This is a genomic window from Flavobacterium gossypii (assembly GCF_014138495.1).
GTDB lineage: Bacteria > Bacteroidota > Bacteroidia > Flavobacteriales > Flavobacteriaceae > Flavobacterium > Flavobacterium endophyticum.
In genome coordinates this window covers 440,797-455,022 of the sequence record NZ_JACJIS010000001.1, presented here as the reverse complement: position 1 = coordinate 455,022, position 14,226 = coordinate 440,797, and the positions used below count along the sequence as shown (strand labels likewise).

16 protein-coding genes are annotated in these 14,226 nt (G+C 38.3%); 8 read left to right on the top strand and 8 right to left on the bottom strand.

Translation table 11 applies throughout. The features are described 5' to 3' along the window. The first annotated feature begins 5 nt into the window (after nucleotides 1–5). Nucleotides 6–818, top strand: a complete 813-nt coding sequence (locus GGR22_RS02190; protein WP_182492387.1) for a glycosyltransferase family 2 protein — start codon at nucleotides 6–8, stop codon at nucleotides 816–818. Here the strand turns inward: GGR22_RS02190 and GGR22_RS02185 are convergent. After that, nucleotides 815–1,876 carry a glycosyltransferase family 9 protein gene (locus GGR22_RS02185; RefSeq protein ID WP_246336907.1) on the bottom strand — a complete coding sequence of 354 codons (1,062 nt, stop codon included), beginning with the start codon at nucleotides 1,874–1,876 and terminating at the stop codon, nucleotides 815–817. The genes GGR22_RS02190 and GGR22_RS02185 overlap by 4 nt on opposite strands. Nucleotides 1,877–1,950: 74 nt before the next feature. After that, nucleotides 1,951–2,766 (bottom strand): 2,3,4,5-tetrahydropyridine-2,6-dicarboxylate N-succinyltransferase, encoded by an 816-nt coding sequence (locus GGR22_RS02180; protein WP_121374769.1) that lies wholly within the window; start codon nucleotides 2,764–2,766, stop codon nucleotides 1,951–1,953. A 205-nt stretch (nucleotides 2,767–2,971) separates the two neighbouring features. Here GGR22_RS02180 and GGR22_RS02175 point away from each other — a divergent pair, with 205 nt between their 5' ends. The 3 genes from GGR22_RS02175 (at nucleotide 2,972) to GGR22_RS02165 (ending at nucleotide 5,586) form a co-directional block, all read left to right on the top strand. Next, a complete protein-coding gene (locus GGR22_RS02175; protein ID WP_182492386.1) occupies nucleotides 2,972–3,562 on the top strand; it encodes a hypothetical protein in 591 nt (196 codons plus the stop codon). Nucleotides 3,563–3,564: 2 nt separating this feature from the next. Next, nucleotides 3,565–3,981, top strand: a complete 417-nt coding sequence (ruvX, locus tag GGR22_RS02170) for a Holliday junction resolvase RuvX (protein ID WP_182492385.1) — start codon at nucleotides 3,565–3,567, stop codon at nucleotides 3,979–3,981. Between the two features lie 105 nt (nucleotides 3,982–4,086). Next, nucleotides 4,087–5,586 (top strand): malate:quinone oxidoreductase, encoded by a 1,500-nt coding sequence (locus tag GGR22_RS02165; protein ID WP_182492384.1) that lies wholly within the window; start codon nucleotides 4,087–4,089, stop codon nucleotides 5,584–5,586. Nucleotides 5,587–5,640: 54 nt separating this feature from the next. Here the strand turns inward: GGR22_RS02165 and GGR22_RS02160 are convergent, their stop codons facing one another. After that, nucleotides 5,641–7,863 (bottom strand): FUSC family protein, encoded by a 2,223-nt coding sequence (locus GGR22_RS02160; protein ID WP_182492383.1) that lies wholly within the window; start codon nucleotides 7,861–7,863, stop codon nucleotides 5,641–5,643. A 176-nt stretch (nucleotides 7,864–8,039) separates the two neighbouring features. On the opposite strand from GGR22_RS02160, the gene def reads away from it, so the two are divergent. Continuing rightward, the gene (gene def / locus GGR22_RS02155) at nucleotides 8,040–8,627 is read left to right on the top strand and encodes a peptide deformylase (protein WP_121374764.1); all 588 of its coding nucleotides are present in this window, start codon (nucleotides 8,040–8,042) and stop codon (nucleotides 8,625–8,627) included. Between the two features lie 41 nt (nucleotides 8,628–8,668). Next, nucleotides 8,669–9,106, top strand: coding sequence for a DUF5606 family protein (locus GGR22_RS02150; protein ID WP_121374763.1), 438 nt, complete (start codon nucleotides 8,669–8,671; stop codon nucleotides 9,104–9,106). 54 nt (nucleotides 9,107–9,160) lie between these two features. Here the strand turns inward: GGR22_RS02150 and GGR22_RS02145 are convergent, their stop codons facing one another. From GGR22_RS02145 to GGR22_RS02125, 5 genes are all read right to left on the bottom strand, one after another. Further along, nucleotides 9,161–9,709 (bottom strand): PepSY-associated TM helix domain-containing protein, encoded by a 549-nt coding sequence (locus tag GGR22_RS02145; protein WP_182492382.1) that lies wholly within the window; start codon nucleotides 9,707–9,709, stop codon nucleotides 9,161–9,163. 95 nt (nucleotides 9,710–9,804) lie between these two features. After that, nucleotides 9,805–10,236, bottom strand: a complete 432-nt coding sequence (locus GGR22_RS02140) for a VOC family protein (RefSeq protein WP_182492381.1) — start codon at nucleotides 10,234–10,236, stop codon at nucleotides 9,805–9,807. Nucleotides 10,237–10,271: 35 nt separating this feature from the next. Next, nucleotides 10,272–10,787: a DUF6265 family protein gene (locus GGR22_RS02135; protein WP_182492380.1), complete on the bottom strand. Its 516-nt coding sequence runs from the start codon at nucleotides 10,785–10,787 to the stop codon at nucleotides 10,272–10,274. 74 nt (nucleotides 10,788–10,861) lie between these two features. Continuing rightward, complete coding sequence (locus GGR22_RS02130) at nucleotides 10,862–11,671, bottom strand: helix-turn-helix transcriptional regulator (RefSeq protein WP_182492379.1); 810 nt, start codon at nucleotides 11,669–11,671, stop codon at nucleotides 10,862–10,864. Nucleotides 11,672–11,673: 2 nt separating this feature from the next. Then, on the bottom strand, nucleotides 11,674–12,168 hold the full coding sequence (locus GGR22_RS02125; protein ID WP_182492378.1) for an SRPBCC family protein: 495 nt from the start codon (nucleotides 12,166–12,168) through the stop codon (nucleotides 11,674–11,676). 107 nt (nucleotides 12,169–12,275) lie between these two features. On the opposite strand from GGR22_RS02125, the gene prfA reads away from it, so the two are divergent. Further along, on the top strand, nucleotides 12,276–13,352 hold the full coding sequence (gene prfA / locus GGR22_RS02120) for a peptide chain release factor 1 (RefSeq protein ID WP_121374757.1): 1,077 nt from the start codon (nucleotides 12,276–12,278) through the stop codon (nucleotides 13,350–13,352). Between the two features lie 55 nt (nucleotides 13,353–13,407). Further along, nucleotides 13,408–14,220, top strand: coding sequence for an orotidine-5'-phosphate decarboxylase (gene pyrF / locus GGR22_RS02115; protein ID WP_182492377.1), 813 nt, complete (start codon nucleotides 13,408–13,410; stop codon nucleotides 14,218–14,220). Nucleotides 14,221–14,226: the final 6 nt, after the last annotated feature.

Below are 14,226 nucleotides of genomic sequence, written 5' to 3'. Positions count from 1 at the left end.
TGACTATGAAAGCATCCGTAATAATGAGTACCTATAATGCCGAAGAATGGCTTGAAAAAGTCATATGGGGATTTAGCGTGCAGACCGAACTTGATTTTGAAATCATTATTGCCGATGACGGATCCAAACCAAAAACTAAGGAACTGCTTGATACTTTGAGACCTCAGATTTCGATGCCGCTCATCCATGTATGGCAAGAAGACAACGGTTTCCAAAAGTCACAAATCTTAAATAAAGCGATTGTTGCTTCTAATTCCGACTATCTTATTTTTACCGATGGCGATTGTATTCCGCGCAAAGATTTTGTAGAAACCCATCTTCATTACAGAGAAAGAGGCTATTTTCTTTCAGGAGGCTACTTTATGCTCCCGATGAATATTTCGCAGGCTATTACCAAGAATCATATCTTGCACCAAAACTGTTTTGATGTGAAATGGCTTGTCGGGCGAGGCTTGAAAAAATCATTCAAGAACACAAAATTATCCGCTACAGGTTTCTGGGCTCGATTCTTAAATTTTATTACGCCTACAAAAGCGACTTGGAACGGACATAATGCTTCGGGCTGGAAAGATGATTTGGTTGCCATTAACGGCTTCAACCAAGAAATGCAGTATGGCGGACAGGATCGCGAGTTGGGCGAACGGCTTTTTAATAAAGGGTTGAAGTCAAAACAAATCCGCTATAGCGCTATTGTCATTCATCTGGATCATGCGCGTGGCTACGTAAATGAAGCTACTTGGAAGAAAAATTTTGCAATCCGCGAAAACACAAGGAAACACAAGGTCGTAAAAACACCAATCGGAATCGATTCCAACTAATTTTTTCCTAAATAACTCTCAAGCTCTGGAATAATCAGTTCTGGAATAAAAGCCTCATACAATTGCATAGCTTGGTCTTTCATCTCCTTAGCCGATTTTTTTCCGTACAATTCAGGTTTCAAATCTTTTAGATGTACGGACACATTATCTGAGCCATCTTCGAAAGCATTCCATGCTTCTTTTTTTATCCACGTAGAAAAAATTGTAAAAGTCGGTTTGTAAAGTGCTTTCGCCATATTTACCGCACCTCCTTCGTTGCCAATCAAAGCGTTGCAATGATAGGTAATCGATAAAAACTCACGGATGCTTCCCGGAACAATATCAATCTTGATATTTTTTTGAGTTTCCGGTTGGCACAGCTCGAATATTTGTTGTGCCTCTTTAGATTGTGATGGCATATAATTGAATAGGAGGGTAGCGTCAGTTTTTGCTACTATCGTATCTAGAATTTTTGCCATATAGGGGAAAGGATACGTCTTATTATTACCGCTGCCCAAGGCTCCAATCATGTAGACTTTCTTTGAAAAATCGATATTGTTTTTTGTCAATATCTCTTTGCCATTTTTGATTTCTTCTTCTGTCAAAAAGATTTTAGGACGGTTATCGAAAGGAATTTTTGAAGAAAAAGGTTCCAGCAATAACATTCGGTTTTCTATGGCCAGGCCTGCCGGAGTTTTGGGTTTAGAAAGCGCTCTAAAAGTATCTGTATATAAAAAGCTGGTATAGGATTTTCGGAAGCCTATTTTCTTTTTGGCGCCAGACATTCCTACGACCAGATTGCTTTCCAGCTTTCCGTAAGCATCGATGACAATATCATATTTTGCCTTCCTGATCGAAACTAGAAACTGCAATAAAGCCTTTTTGCTTTTGCGAAATTCTTCCTTGAAAAGTATCAGGTTATCGATATTCGGATTGTTTTCGACCACAGGTTTCGTGAACGGATAAATCAGATAATCAATCTGCGCATCAGGATAGGCCACTTTCAAATTATTGCATAGGATTGAACTGGCCAAAACATCGCCGATCATTTTCTGCTGAATCACAAGTATCTTTTTCATCGTTACATAAATTATGAATTACGAATTATGAATTACGAAAGCACAATGCGAATTCGTAATTCCAAACTCATAAATTATACCGCAACATCGTATTCTCTTAACGCATTGTTTAGAGAAGTTTTCAAGTCGGTCGAAGGTTTTCTTTTTCCGATAATCAAGGCACAAGGAACTTGGAATTCCCCTGCTGCAAATTTTTTAGTATAGCTTCCCGGAATCACAACTGATCGGGCAGGAACAACACCCTTCATTTCTACAGGCTCGTCACCAGTTACATCGATAATTTTTGTAGAAGCTGTCAGGCAGACATTGGCACCAAGGACCGCTTCCGTTTCAACACGCACGCCTTCTACTACGATACATCTAGAGCCAATAAAAGCACCATCTTCAATAATTACAGGAGCTGCTTGCAAAGGTTCTAAAACACCGCCGATTCCTACGCCGCCGCTCAAATGCACATTCTTTCCTATTTGTGCGCAGCTTCCAACGGTTGCCCAAGTGTCTACCATAGTTCCTTCATCAACATAAGCACCAATATTTACATAGCTTGGCATTAAGATTACACCGCTGGAGATATAAGCTCCGTGGCGGGCTACTGCATTAGGAACAACGCGGATTCCTTTTTCAGCATAGCCTCTTTTTAACGGCATCTTGTCGTGATATTCAAAAATTCCCGCCTCAAGAGTTTCCATCTTTTGGATAGGAAAATACATTACTACTGCTTTTTTTACCCATTCGTTAACCTGCCAACCGTTTTCTATAGGTTCGGCAACACGAAGCTTGCCGCTATCCAGAAGCTCGATAACTTCACGGATTGCTGTTGTTGTTTTTTCTTCTTGCAGCAGCGCTCGGTTTTCCCATGCCTGCTCTATAATAGTCTGCAAAGTGCTCATAAAATTTGATTTTCAACAAAGATATGTTTTTTTGGATTTATGATTTTCGATTTGAGAAGTAAGATTTTTCTAAAGTCCAGCAATAATACAAAAGCTTCGTAAGATTAGTCAAGATTTGCTGAAGCTTACTAAAAAGCAATTGTTTTTTCGATGCTTTTGAGATTGGGAAAATAAAAATGTAATTTTGAAGCAATTAATTTATTTTATGAAGAATACAATTCTTTTGCTAGTTGCTTTTGCAGTTATTTCTTGTAAAAAACAACAATCTGTTGATGAAGAAAACAATAATTATAGGCTGGAATTAAATAAAAAAATAACTCCTAACAAACCTTTTTTTGATTTTGATGAAGTTACGCATTATCAAATTTCGATTTCTGAGAAGGACTTTTTAGATTTAGTCCATGTAGATAGTGTTTCAGAAGAAGGTAAACTACTTTCCTGTTTATTAGAAGATCCTTGTCCTATAACCCAAGAGGAGAAAGTAAAATTTGAAAAAGCTATTAAATCTGTAGATAAACAGGAAAATGTTATTAATCCCAAATATTATAATGAATTAAGAAATAAAATTTTTACAGAAAAAAAATGTAAGGAGAGTTGGGCTTATGCTTGTGCGCCTCTCTATAGAGATATTTTTATTTTTAAAAAAAATAAAATGGAAACTGGAATGGCAAAAATTTGCTTCGAATGCCAATTGTTTAGTTTTTCAAATGAACAGGCAGTCACAGATTGTTTTAATATGAATGGTGAATTGGGTAGGCTTAAAAAAATAATTTTAGAAAATAAAAAGAAAAACTAAAAATGCCAAGAATTCTAGCTATAGACTACGGACAAAAACGCACAGGAATTGCTGTGACCGACGAGATGCAGATTATCGCGTCTGGATTGACCACAGTTCCTTCTGAAACGGCAATCACATTCCTCAAAGATTATTTTGCAAAAGAAAAGGTAGAAAGAGTGCTGATAGGCGAGCCGAAACAGATGGATTATACGCCATCGGAAAGCACAAAAATTATCGAGGCATTTGTAGAAAAATTCAAAACTAATTTTCCAAACCTCCCAATCGAAAGGGTTGATGAACGGTTTACGTCAAAAATGGCATTCCAGACCATGATTGATAGCGGGCTCAAAAAAAAGCAACGGCAAAAAAAAGCACTAATTGATGAAATTTCGGCAACAATAATGCTTCAAGATTACTTATCTAGAAAAAAATTCTAGATTTTATTTTTATTTTGTCAAAAATCCTTTTTCCTATTTAAATTTAGTATAAATAACAGAATTTTTGCATCTTTCAAAGTATCTTTGCACGACAAAAATTTTGTGATGACAACTACAACTTTACAAACCGAAACGGATGTGGTTTTAATCGGCGCCGGAATCATGAGCGCTACTTTAGGCTTGCTGCTTAAAGAACTGAATCCCAATATTAAAGTTGAAATTTACGAGAGGCTTGATATGGCTGCTGCCGAAAGCTCCGACGCATGGAATAATGCCGGGACGGGCCATTCTGCTTTTTGCGAATTAAACTATACGCCTCAACTTCCTAATGGAGAGATCGAGACTAAAAAAGCGGTAAAAATTGCCGAATCTTTTGAAGTTTCAAAACAATTTTGGGCCTATCTGGTAGAGAAAAATCTGATTTCAAATCCTGAAAACTTTATCAAGAGTATTCCGCACATGAGTTTTGTATGGGGCGAAGAAAATGTAGATTTCTTGAAGAAACGATACGATGCCTTGCAACAATACAGCCTTTTCAAAGGGATGGAGTATTCTGAAGACCGAGAAGTAATCCAGTCTTGGATGCCTTTGGTCATGGAAGGTCGAAATCCAAAATCTTTAATCGCTGCAACTTCGATGAAAATCGGAACCGATGTGAATTTTGGAGAGCTGACCCGAAATATCTTTAATTATCTAAAAACTCTCGATGGCGTGAATATGCATTTCCATCATGAGGTAAGAAGCTTGAAAAAAGGAAGTAATGGAGGATGGGAATTGAAAATAAAAGATCTCGAAAAAAGCGACAAGACCAAAGTAAAAACTCGATTTGTTTTTATCGGAGCCGGAGGTGGATCACTGCCATTGCTTGAAAAAGCAGGCATCCCGGAAGGAGATGGTTTTGGCGGTTTCCCTGTAAGCGGACAATGGCTTAAGTGCGTAAACGAAGAAATAATCGCGAAGCATAACGCTAAAGTATATGGCAAAGCTTCTGTAGGTGCACCACCAATGTCGGTACCGCACATCGATTCTAGAATGATTGACGGTAAAAAAGCATTATTGTTTGGTCCGTATGCCGGATTTTCGACTAAATTTCTGAAAAATGGGTCCTATTTAGATCTGCCGCTTTCGATTAAAACAAACAACCTGATACCAATGCTTTCTGCAGGATTTCATAATCTGCCGCTGACCAAATATTTGATCGACCAAGTGCGCCAATCTCCTGAAGATAGGCTTCAAGCCTTAAAAGAATACTTGCCGGATGCAAAGATGGAAGACTGGGTTTTGGAAACTGCCGGACAGCGAGTCCAAGTTATCAAAAAAGGAGAGAATGGCGGTGGTGTTTTAGAATTCGGGACAGAAGTTGTAACGGCTGGCGATGGTTCTTTAGCCGTATTATTAGGCGCTTCTCCGGGAGCTTCTACTGCTGTTTCAATTATGCTGGACCTGATTCAGAGATGTTTTACAGAACATGAAAAAACAACAGAATGGCAAGACAAGCTAAAAGCAATGATTCCTTCTTACGGAATTTCACTCAATGAAAATGAGGCATTGCTTAAACAAGTAAGAGAACATTCTGCGCAAGTTTTAAAACTGGATACGCTTTAAATTGTAAAAAAATATATAAAAAAGCCCGAAACTCGTAAGAATTTCGGGCTTTTGCTATTTTGTCTGATGTAATTGCTTAGACGCTTTTACAATACTTTCCGAAAGATTTGTAAGCCATACCAGTTGCTCGATAACCAGCTGTGCTTCCTGCATTTTAAGCTGGAATTCGTCATCTTCAGAAAGATGCGCTTCTTTTAATTCTTTGGCGCGCATATTCTTCAATTCCGTGAAACGCATGGCTAAGTCCTCGTTGGTATCGCTGTTTGCCATCTTTTCTGTAATTTCCAAATCGGCAAAAGTTATGGCATAATTCAGGTTTTTTATTACAGTCTGTACCACGACATTAAATGCTTCGGAAGCTTTAGATGTTTTGTGTGTCTGTATGTAAGTTCCCAAAGAAGCCAAAGAAGAAAGTAACGTATGATTTAACACGGCAAGCTTATATACCTGCTGTACTTGTTTTTGTTTCGATTTTGGCTCTTGCGTCATACGCTGGAAAGAAGCCATCAAGTTTCCGATTTCTATAAAAGCATTTTTCCTGGCAATTCTGTAAGATGTCGTCACATCGCCTTTGTTGTTGTAAAAAAGCGAAATTTCGTTGAGATAATCGCGGTTGGCTTCAATCGACTTCTTGATGTAAATTGGCTGGTTCATAAATTCCCACGAAGGCCAGAAAAAGTAATTCGCCAAGAAAGCCAGTCCAGCTCCGACAACAGTATCTAGAATTCGATATTGGATGACATCGTTGATGTTCGGCGTAATGATTCCGTATACAAAAACCACATAAATCGTCACGAAAGTAGCGCCTATCTTATAATTGATAGAAGTAAACGTAAAGCCTAAAATCATTGCTGTGATAGCCAAGGCTCCAATGATAATGTGATTCTGCACAAACAATAATAGGGCAAAAGCAATAAGTCCGCCCGCTACAGTACCTATAATTCTATGGAAAGAACGTTCTTTTGTCAGTCCGTAGCCTGGACGCATAATCACGACAATCGTCAGCAAAATCCAGTATACATTTTGAAACGGGAACAGGCTTCCAATCAAGAACGCAATCATGATTGTGGATGTCAGTCGCAGCGAATGGCGGAAAATGGTTGACGAAAAACTCAAGTTCTCCCTAAGTGTACTCCACGGATAATACTGCGGAGTTAATAGCTTATCGAGGTTCTTATCTCTTCCTTTATAATCATTGCTGTTGAAGTTCGGCATAAAAGCACGCTCGACAATCTTGATTTTCTCGATCTGCTTTTCGGCATAATGGAGCATATTCGAAAGCATCCATACACCTTCAGAAGCTTTTTCTTTTCCTAATTCCTTCTCGTAATCTGAAATGATTTTCTCGAGTGCTTCCAGATCTTTGAGAAGCGAATTCTTCGGAATGTATTTTTTATGGCTTTCTATGCTCTTGAAAATAGCTTTCAGTGATGAGGCCAGATTATACGCCAAATTTTGGTAAGTTGCCAAGACTTTCGGATGGTCTGCAAATTTTTGATGCAGCTTATTGTGGTCGAAAGAGGTCGACAAAGCAAGCTCTAAAATCTCCATCAAAGAGATAAAAACCAAGGTCATCTTTCGCGTTTGGTCAGACGTACCGTTAGAATTACTTCGGTTACGAATCAGAATCTCACGCAAGTTTTCATGAATGGTATTCAATTCGACCTGCAGATACAATTGTTTTTCAATAATTTTTTCACGTGGGGAATCTACTTTCCATAAATCGCCGCGAAGCTTCATGTATTTTGAAGTGAGGCGTATGCATTCCGCAATCTGCAATTCGGCATAGCGATGCGGCCTGATGTAATTAAAAGTCAATGATATGGCAAGGTAAAACAAGCCGCCTACCAGCATCAATCCTGAATATTGTAGCATTTCCCACCCTTCGTGGATGTGCCCAAAAGCCAAACAAATAGACAGCAGCGCAGAAAACGAAACCTGTGTCGCACGCTGGCCATATACCGAAATCATAGAGAAAAAGAAAATCATGACCGCAATGGCAGGATACAATATCCACGGCAGCGGATACAGGAGATTGACAACCAGATTGTTTCCGGCTACTATTAATGCAGCGACCAAAATACCGTTTATTCGATGTTTCCTGTTACTTGGAATATCGCTCGGGTAGGTCAAAAAAGCCCCGAGGGCAATATTGAATCCTATCTGGAAATTTCCGGTATAAGAAAATAAAAGTACAGGAATAGCTGATGCCAAAGTTACTTTTAAGGCATTGGAAAAATTGGTGCTGTCGGTAAAATTTCGGACTTTCTGAATCATTGCGAAGCGGTTCCTAGCAAAGATAGGAATTGATAAACATTTTCGGAATTAAAAAAATAAAGATTTAACGCTTTCGATGTTACTAAAAGATTACCATCTATTATCTTTTTTCACTATTTTTGCCCTCTGAATTTTGCAGAAACCCTGCTAATTCTTTATAATTCAATACAAAAGAAATGATTTTACCAATTATAGGATACGGTGATCCGGTTTTAAGGAAAGTAGGAGAGGAAGTGCCGAGCGATTATCCTAACCTAAAGCAAGTGGTTGCTGATATGTATGACACGATGTATAATGCTTATGGAGTCGGTCTTGCAGCGCCGCAGGTAGGCCTTAGCTTGCGTCTGTTTGTTATTGATACTTCTCCGTTTGCGGATGATGAGGATTTAGATGCTGAAGAACAAGAACAACTAAAAAACTTCAAGATGACTTTCATCAATCCAAAAATGCTGAAAGAAGAAGGAGAAGAATGGGGCTTTAACGAAGGCTGCCTAAGTATTCCTGAAGTACGTGAAGACGTGTACAGAAATGAAAAAATCACAATTGAATTTTTTGATGATGATTTCAATAAAAGAACAGAAGAATACGATGGTTTGATTGCCAGAGTAATCCAACACGAATACGATCATATTGAAGGAATTTTATTCACAGATAAAATATCTTCGCTAAAAAAACAGTTAATAAAGAAAAAACTTCAAAACATCATGGATGGAAAAACGCGTCCGGATTATAAAATGAAGTTTGTTGCCAAAAAAGGCAGATAATACGAACATAAATTAATTTCAATTATAAAAATATCTTTAAAATGAATTTAGAAAAAATATTAGCCATTTCTGGCAAGCCAGGTTTATACGCTTTAAAGCTTCAAACTCGTACGGGATTTGTTGCAGAATCTTTGCTTGACGGAAAGAAAATTACTGTCGGTTTAAGAAGTAATGTGAGCCTTCTTTCAGAAATCTCTATGTATACCTACGATCAAGAAAAACCATTGGCTGAAGTAATGAGAGCTATTGCAGTAAAAGAAGACAATGGTCCTGCTATATCACACAAAGAAGACAATGCAAAATTAGCCGCTTATTTCTTGGAAATTTTGCCAGATTATGATCAAGACAGAGTATATCCGTCAGATATCAAAAAAGTATTGAACTGGTACAATATGCTTCAGGCTAAAGGTTTGGTTTCAAAAGAAGCTCCAGCTCCAAAAGCGAAAGAAGAAGTTCCGGCAGAAGAAAATTCAAAGTAATATTCTCCTAAAACATAAAAAAACCTCGTTTAGCAATAAACGAGGTTTTTTATTTTAGCTCAATAAGAACAAAAAGAGCAGTGGAAAGACGACGCCTGCAATGGCTAATTTCCAGCCTCTCTGCTTGAACGTGAATTTTCCATACGGAATCATCAATGCTCCTGTTACTGCAATTAGGATTAATGAAATTCCAAAAATGTCTGAATAGTAGATCCACCATTCCGAAGTGTTTTTATGCAGCTTCATGGCTTGGCTAATGATAGGCGTTTTCTTGAAAGCGACAATTTCTCCTTTTCCAGAAGCCATATCGATTTCTACATCGTGGTTTTCGAAAGAAATCTTGAATGTTCCTTTTTTTATGGAGTGACGCCTGATTTTGTCGTCGATTCCGAATTCTTTGCCTAACGATTCGGCATATTTCTCGCTGATGAGTTCTTCCGACGGTAATTTTACTTCAATCGATTTTGTTTCAATCGTATATTTTTCAGGATGCCAGCTTTCTCGGTGGTTCATCAGGATGCCCGAAAAGGCAAAAGAAATAATCAATCCGATATAGAAATAGCCTAAGTCGCGGTGCAGTCCTCTTATTTTTTGTTGCTTCATGGTAGTTTTTAAAAAAGATGCCGCAAATATACTTTACTTTTCTAAAGTGCTAGGCAAAAAAAAGCCCCGTTTTAAACGAGGCTCTGTATCTTAATTTATTTCTGTTCATAATCATAATTCACCATCCAAAGGATACCAAATTTGTCTATGAACATGCCGAAAAAGGCACCCCAGAAAGTTTTTTCTAGCGGCATAGTTACTTTCCCGCCATTAGAAAGTCCGTCGAAAAGTTTTTGAGCTTCCGCTTCGCTTTCTGTATTGATAGAAACTGAAAAATTGGTTCCTGCAATAGCTGCTTGCTGTCCGAAAGCTTCGCTTGTGTCGCTTCCCATCAATACAGTTTCTTTGCTGATAGGCAGTGAAACGTGCATGATTAATTCTCCTGTTCCATCAGGAAGCGGCTGTTCTGAAGGCATGTCTTTGAATTTTCCGATATATGAAAATTCGCCACCAAATACAGATTTGTAAAATAGAAACGCTGCTTCGCAGTCTCCATTAAAAGTAAGATAAGGATTTACTTGTGCCATTTTTGATTGTTTTATTGTTTTGTTCGTTTGTAAAGCTATTGAACTTTTTTCATAGGAAATTGCTCTGCTTTTGCTTTTCCGTCTTTCATTCCAGAAATTTCTGCTACAAGGCTGTCATTTGTAATCTTGTTATAGGTGATTTTATTTGGATAATCGTGTTTAGTGTTTTCAAAAATCAACTGTTTGTCAGAAGAAGAAGTCAGGGCAAAGTCGACAGGCTTTTCATCGTTTTGGCCTTTTACCGAAACTTCATAAACCAGCTGGTTTTCTTTCTGCCACAATCGTACGCTTTCAGCAAAGACAGTGTCTTTTCCGATGACGAAGTAGCTTTCTCCGTGAAAAGTAGAATCGTTTTCTTTGGTCCAGATTTCAGACATATTGCCTTCTTTAGAACTGTTTTCCCAACGTCCCAAGAACCAGTTTGCCTTTTGGATTTCAGCAAAGCTTTTTGGTGTAGGTTCAACAGGAGGCAGTTTTGCATCGTGTGCTTCTTTACAAGAAACAGCAGAAATTGCTGCCAAGATAGCTATTGCATAAAAAGTTGTTTTCATAATGTTCTGTTTTTGTTTGTATGCAAATATGGGGAAATTGGCACGGATAAAAATTGTAAAAAAGCGACTTGGACTTATTCTAAGTTGAAATATTTTGCCATTTCCAGATTTTCAGAGAAATATTGCTTCGGATTTAGTCCCGTAAAGTACTTGAAATCTTTGATAAAATGGGCTTGGTCATAAAAACCGCCGTCGTGGGCGACATTAGTAAAATTCCTAAAATCTTTATTTTCAATCAGCTGTAAGGCATTGTTGAATCGGATGATTCTTGAAAATAATTTCAAGCTTAATCCGACGTTAGAAAGGAATTTTCGTTCCAGATGTCGCTTTCCTGTGTTCAGATCTTCGGTTAGTTTTTCTATAGAAATCATTCCGTCCGATTTGATGATTTCTTCAACACAGCGTTCGATGTCGTCATTGTTAGGAGCATTTTCGAGTCTGCTTTCAAGAAAGTTTTCGATTACGGTAATGCGCTCGTCATTGCTTTGGCAACGGTTCATGTCTTCTTCTAAAAGACTTCCTTCTTTCCAGATTTTTGAAACCTCCATGAAGACTTCGGTCAGGTTGCTGACAGGAAGATCAATAAAAGGTTGTAATCCAGGAGGCTGAAATCGGATGCTGAAAATCCCCACTTTTCCTATTCCTTGTACTTCGATAAATTTTTTAAGCTGTCCGTGAATAAAGCTTTTTGGCTGTACTTCGGCCTCACCTTTAGGATTATAGGTAACAAATAAGTCGCCATGATTAAAAATCAGCTCGATACAACCATCAGGAAAAATCCGTTCTCTCGAATGAGGCGTGGAATCTTTCAGGTTGTCGAGACTCCAATAACAGCGAATGTATTTCGAAAGCCTATTGTTTGGTGAATAAAGTTTATAGTCCATCCCTAATTGTTTACCATAGGAAATGTATTTTCATCCTTGTTTCTTAAATCGAGTCCGCCTTCATAAACCGATTTTAGATTGACTAGGTAGAAGCTCCAGCCAGTGTGACAGCCCAAGCGAATGTCTCTTTTTGAGCCTTCGTCGGTCGGAATGTTTTTCTGGGTCAGTTCCACAATAACATAATCATTTTCTTGAGAGAGTTTTATGTCGACAAGACAATTTCCGGCAAACGTAAATTGCACGAAATCGGCACCATTAGCTTCTGTAATCTTTCCCTTTTCAACATCCTCATATAAAAACCATCGCCATTCATAAGAAAAACCTTTAGCTACAGGGCTGTCAGCATGAATCTTTTTTCCGTCTAAATCAAAGAAAGAAGCGTTGCTTAGAAACCATTTTTCTATCTCAGAACTTTTTGTCCAGGCATCATAAAGTTTTGAAATGCTTGATTTTACTGCAATTTTTCTTGTAAATTTTGTCCAGTCGAAATTTTCCATAATCAACGTTTTTATTTCAAAAGTAAGTAAAAAATCTCATGGCCTTGCTCCATAAAACGTAAACAATTTTTTTGTAAATTTGCACTCCAAACAAAGGAAAGAAAAAGATGTTAGATAGATTGCAGATTGTAAAACAGCGTTTTGACGAGATTTCGGATCTGATCATCCAGCCGGATGTGATTGCCGACCAGAAGCGTTATGTTCAATTGAACAAGGAATATAAAGACTTAAAAGCGCTTGCTGAAAAGCGTGACGAGTACGTAAATATAATGGGCAACATCGAAGAAGCAAACGAAATTATTGCTGACGGTAGCGACCCAGAAATGACTGAAATGGCAAAAATGCAGTTGGATGAAGCCAAACAGAGATTGCCAGAACTAGAAGAAGAAATCAAATTCATGCTGATCCCAAAAGATCCGGAAGATGCCAAAAACGTAATGGTTGAGATTCGTGCCGGAACAGGTGGTGATGAGGCGAGTATCTTTGCCGGAGATTTGTTCCGTATGTATACTAAATATTGCGAAAGCAAAGGCTGGAGAACTTCAGTTGTAGACATGAACGAAGGAACTTCTGGAGGTTTCAAGGAGGTTATTTTTGAAGTAACTGGCGATGATGTTTACGGTACTTTAAAGTTTGAAGCAGGCGTACACCGCGTGCAACGTGTTCCGCAGACGGAAACACAAGGTCGTGTGCATACTTCGGCAGCAACGGTAATGGTTTTGCCAGAAGCGGAAGAATTTGACGTGCAGATTGATATGAATGATGTCCGTATTGACTTTTTCTGTTCATCAGGACCTGGTGGACAGTCGGTAAATACGACAAAATCTGCTGTTCGTTTGACGCACATTCCGACAGGATTGGTAGCGCAATGCCAAGATGAAAAGTCACAGCACAAAAATAAAGACAAAGCATTTACCGTTTTGCGTTCTCGTCTGTATGAGCAAGAATTAGCTAAAAAACAGGAAGAAGATGCTCAAAAACGTAGTTCGCAGGTAAGCTCGGGTGACCGTTCTGCAAAAATCCGTACCTATAATTACGCTCAAGGGCGTGTAACGGATCACAGAATCGGATTGACGTTATACGATTTAGGAAATATCATGAATGGAGATATCCATAAAATTGTAGACGAGCTTCAATTGGTAAGCAATACCGAAAAATTAAAAGAAGCCAGCGAAGTATTCTAAAATAAACAAGCCTCATTATTGGGGCTTTTTTTATAAAATTAACCTTTTCCAAGCAATGACAACACAACAACTAACTGAACAAATTCGCCAAAAAAAATCATTTCTCTGCATCGGCCTTGATGTGGATTTAAATAAAATTCCGCAACATCTTCTAGCAACAGAAGACCCGATATTTGAATTCAACAAAGCCATAATCGATGCTACGCATGACCTTGCTGTTGCTTATAAGCCGAATACTGCTTTTTATGAAGCGTATGGTATTAAAGGCTGGATTTCGTTAGAAAAAACTATTGCCTATATCAATCAGAAACATCCAGAGATTTTTACGATTGCGGATGCAAAACGTGGCGATATCGGAAATACTTCGGCTATGTATGCCAAAGCATTTCTACAAGATATGGCTTTTGATTCGGTAACTGTAGCGCCTTATATGGGAAAAGATTCGGTTGAGCCTTTTTTAGCTGTGGAAGATAAATTTACGATACTCTTGGCACTGACTTCTAATGAAGGTGCTTTTGATTTCCAGACCAAATCTGTGGACGGAAAAGAGCTTTACAAACAAGTAATCGAAACGTCTAAGTCATGGAAAAATTCTGAAAACCTGATGTATGTTGTAGGTGCGACCAAAGCGGAATATTTCACTGAGATTCGAAAGATAATTCCAAACAGCTTCTTATTGGTTCCTGGTGTTGGTGCTCAAGGCGGCAGCCTATCGGAAGTATGCAAATACGGAATGTCTGAAAATGTAGGCTTGCTGATCAATTCTTCAAGAGGAATTATTTATGCTTCGCAAGAAAAAGATTTTGCGGAAAAAGCTAGAGAAGAAGCTCTAAAAATACAGCAACAAATGGAAGCCATCCTCAAATAAATCTCT

Coding starts and splice junctions, on each gene's coding strand:
- GGR22_RS02190 (WP_182492387.1), top strand. CDS start 6: ATGAAAGCATCCGTAATAATGAGTACCTATAATGCCGAAGAATGGCTT.
- ruvX (WP_182492385.1), top strand. CDS start 3,565: ATGCCAAGAATTCTAGCTATAGACTACGGACAAAAACGCACAGGAATT.
- GGR22_RS02130 (WP_182492379.1), bottom strand. CDS start 11,671: ATGGACTATAAACTTTATTCACCAAACAATAGGCTTTCGAAATACATT.
- GGR22_RS02185 (WP_246336907.1), bottom strand. CDS start 1,876: ATGAAAAAGATACTTGTGATTCAGCAGAAAATGATCGGCGATGTTTTG.
- GGR22_RS02165 (WP_182492384.1), top strand. CDS start 4,087: ATGACAACTACAACTTTACAAACCGAAACGGATGTGGTTTTAATCGGC.
- GGR22_RS02145 (WP_182492382.1), bottom strand. CDS start 9,709: ATGAAGCAACAAAAAATAAGAGGACTGCACCGCGACTTAGGCTATTTC.
- GGR22_RS02125 (WP_182492378.1), bottom strand. CDS start 12,168: ATGGAAAATTTCGACTGGACAAAATTTACAAGAAAAATTGCAGTAAAA.
- GGR22_RS02135 (WP_182492380.1), bottom strand. CDS start 10,787: ATGAAAACAACTTTTTATGCAATAGCTATCTTGGCAGCAATTTCTGCT.
- GGR22_RS02175 (WP_182492386.1), top strand. CDS start 2,972: ATGAAGAATACAATTCTTTTGCTAGTTGCTTTTGCAGTTATTTCTTGT.
- GGR22_RS02180 (WP_121374769.1), bottom strand. CDS start 2,766: ATGAGCACTTTGCAGACTATTATAGAGCAGGCATGGGAAAACCGAGCG.
- GGR22_RS02140 (WP_182492381.1), bottom strand. CDS start 10,236: ATGGCACAAGTAAATCCTTATCTTACTTTTAATGGAGACTGCGAAGCA.
- GGR22_RS02160 (WP_182492383.1), bottom strand. CDS start 7,863: ATGATTCAGAAAGTCCGAAATTTTACCGACAGCACCAATTTTTCCAAT.
- GGR22_RS02150 (WP_121374763.1), top strand. CDS start 8,669: ATGAATTTAGAAAAAATATTAGCCATTTCTGGCAAGCCAGGTTTATAC.
- prfA (WP_121374757.1), top strand. CDS start 12,276: ATGTTAGATAGATTGCAGATTGTAAAACAGCGTTTTGACGAGATTTCG.
- def (WP_121374764.1), top strand. CDS start 8,040: ATGATTTTACCAATTATAGGATACGGTGATCCGGTTTTAAGGAAAGTA.
- pyrF (WP_182492377.1), top strand. CDS start 13,408: ATGACAACACAACAACTAACTGAACAAATTCGCCAAAAAAAATCATTT.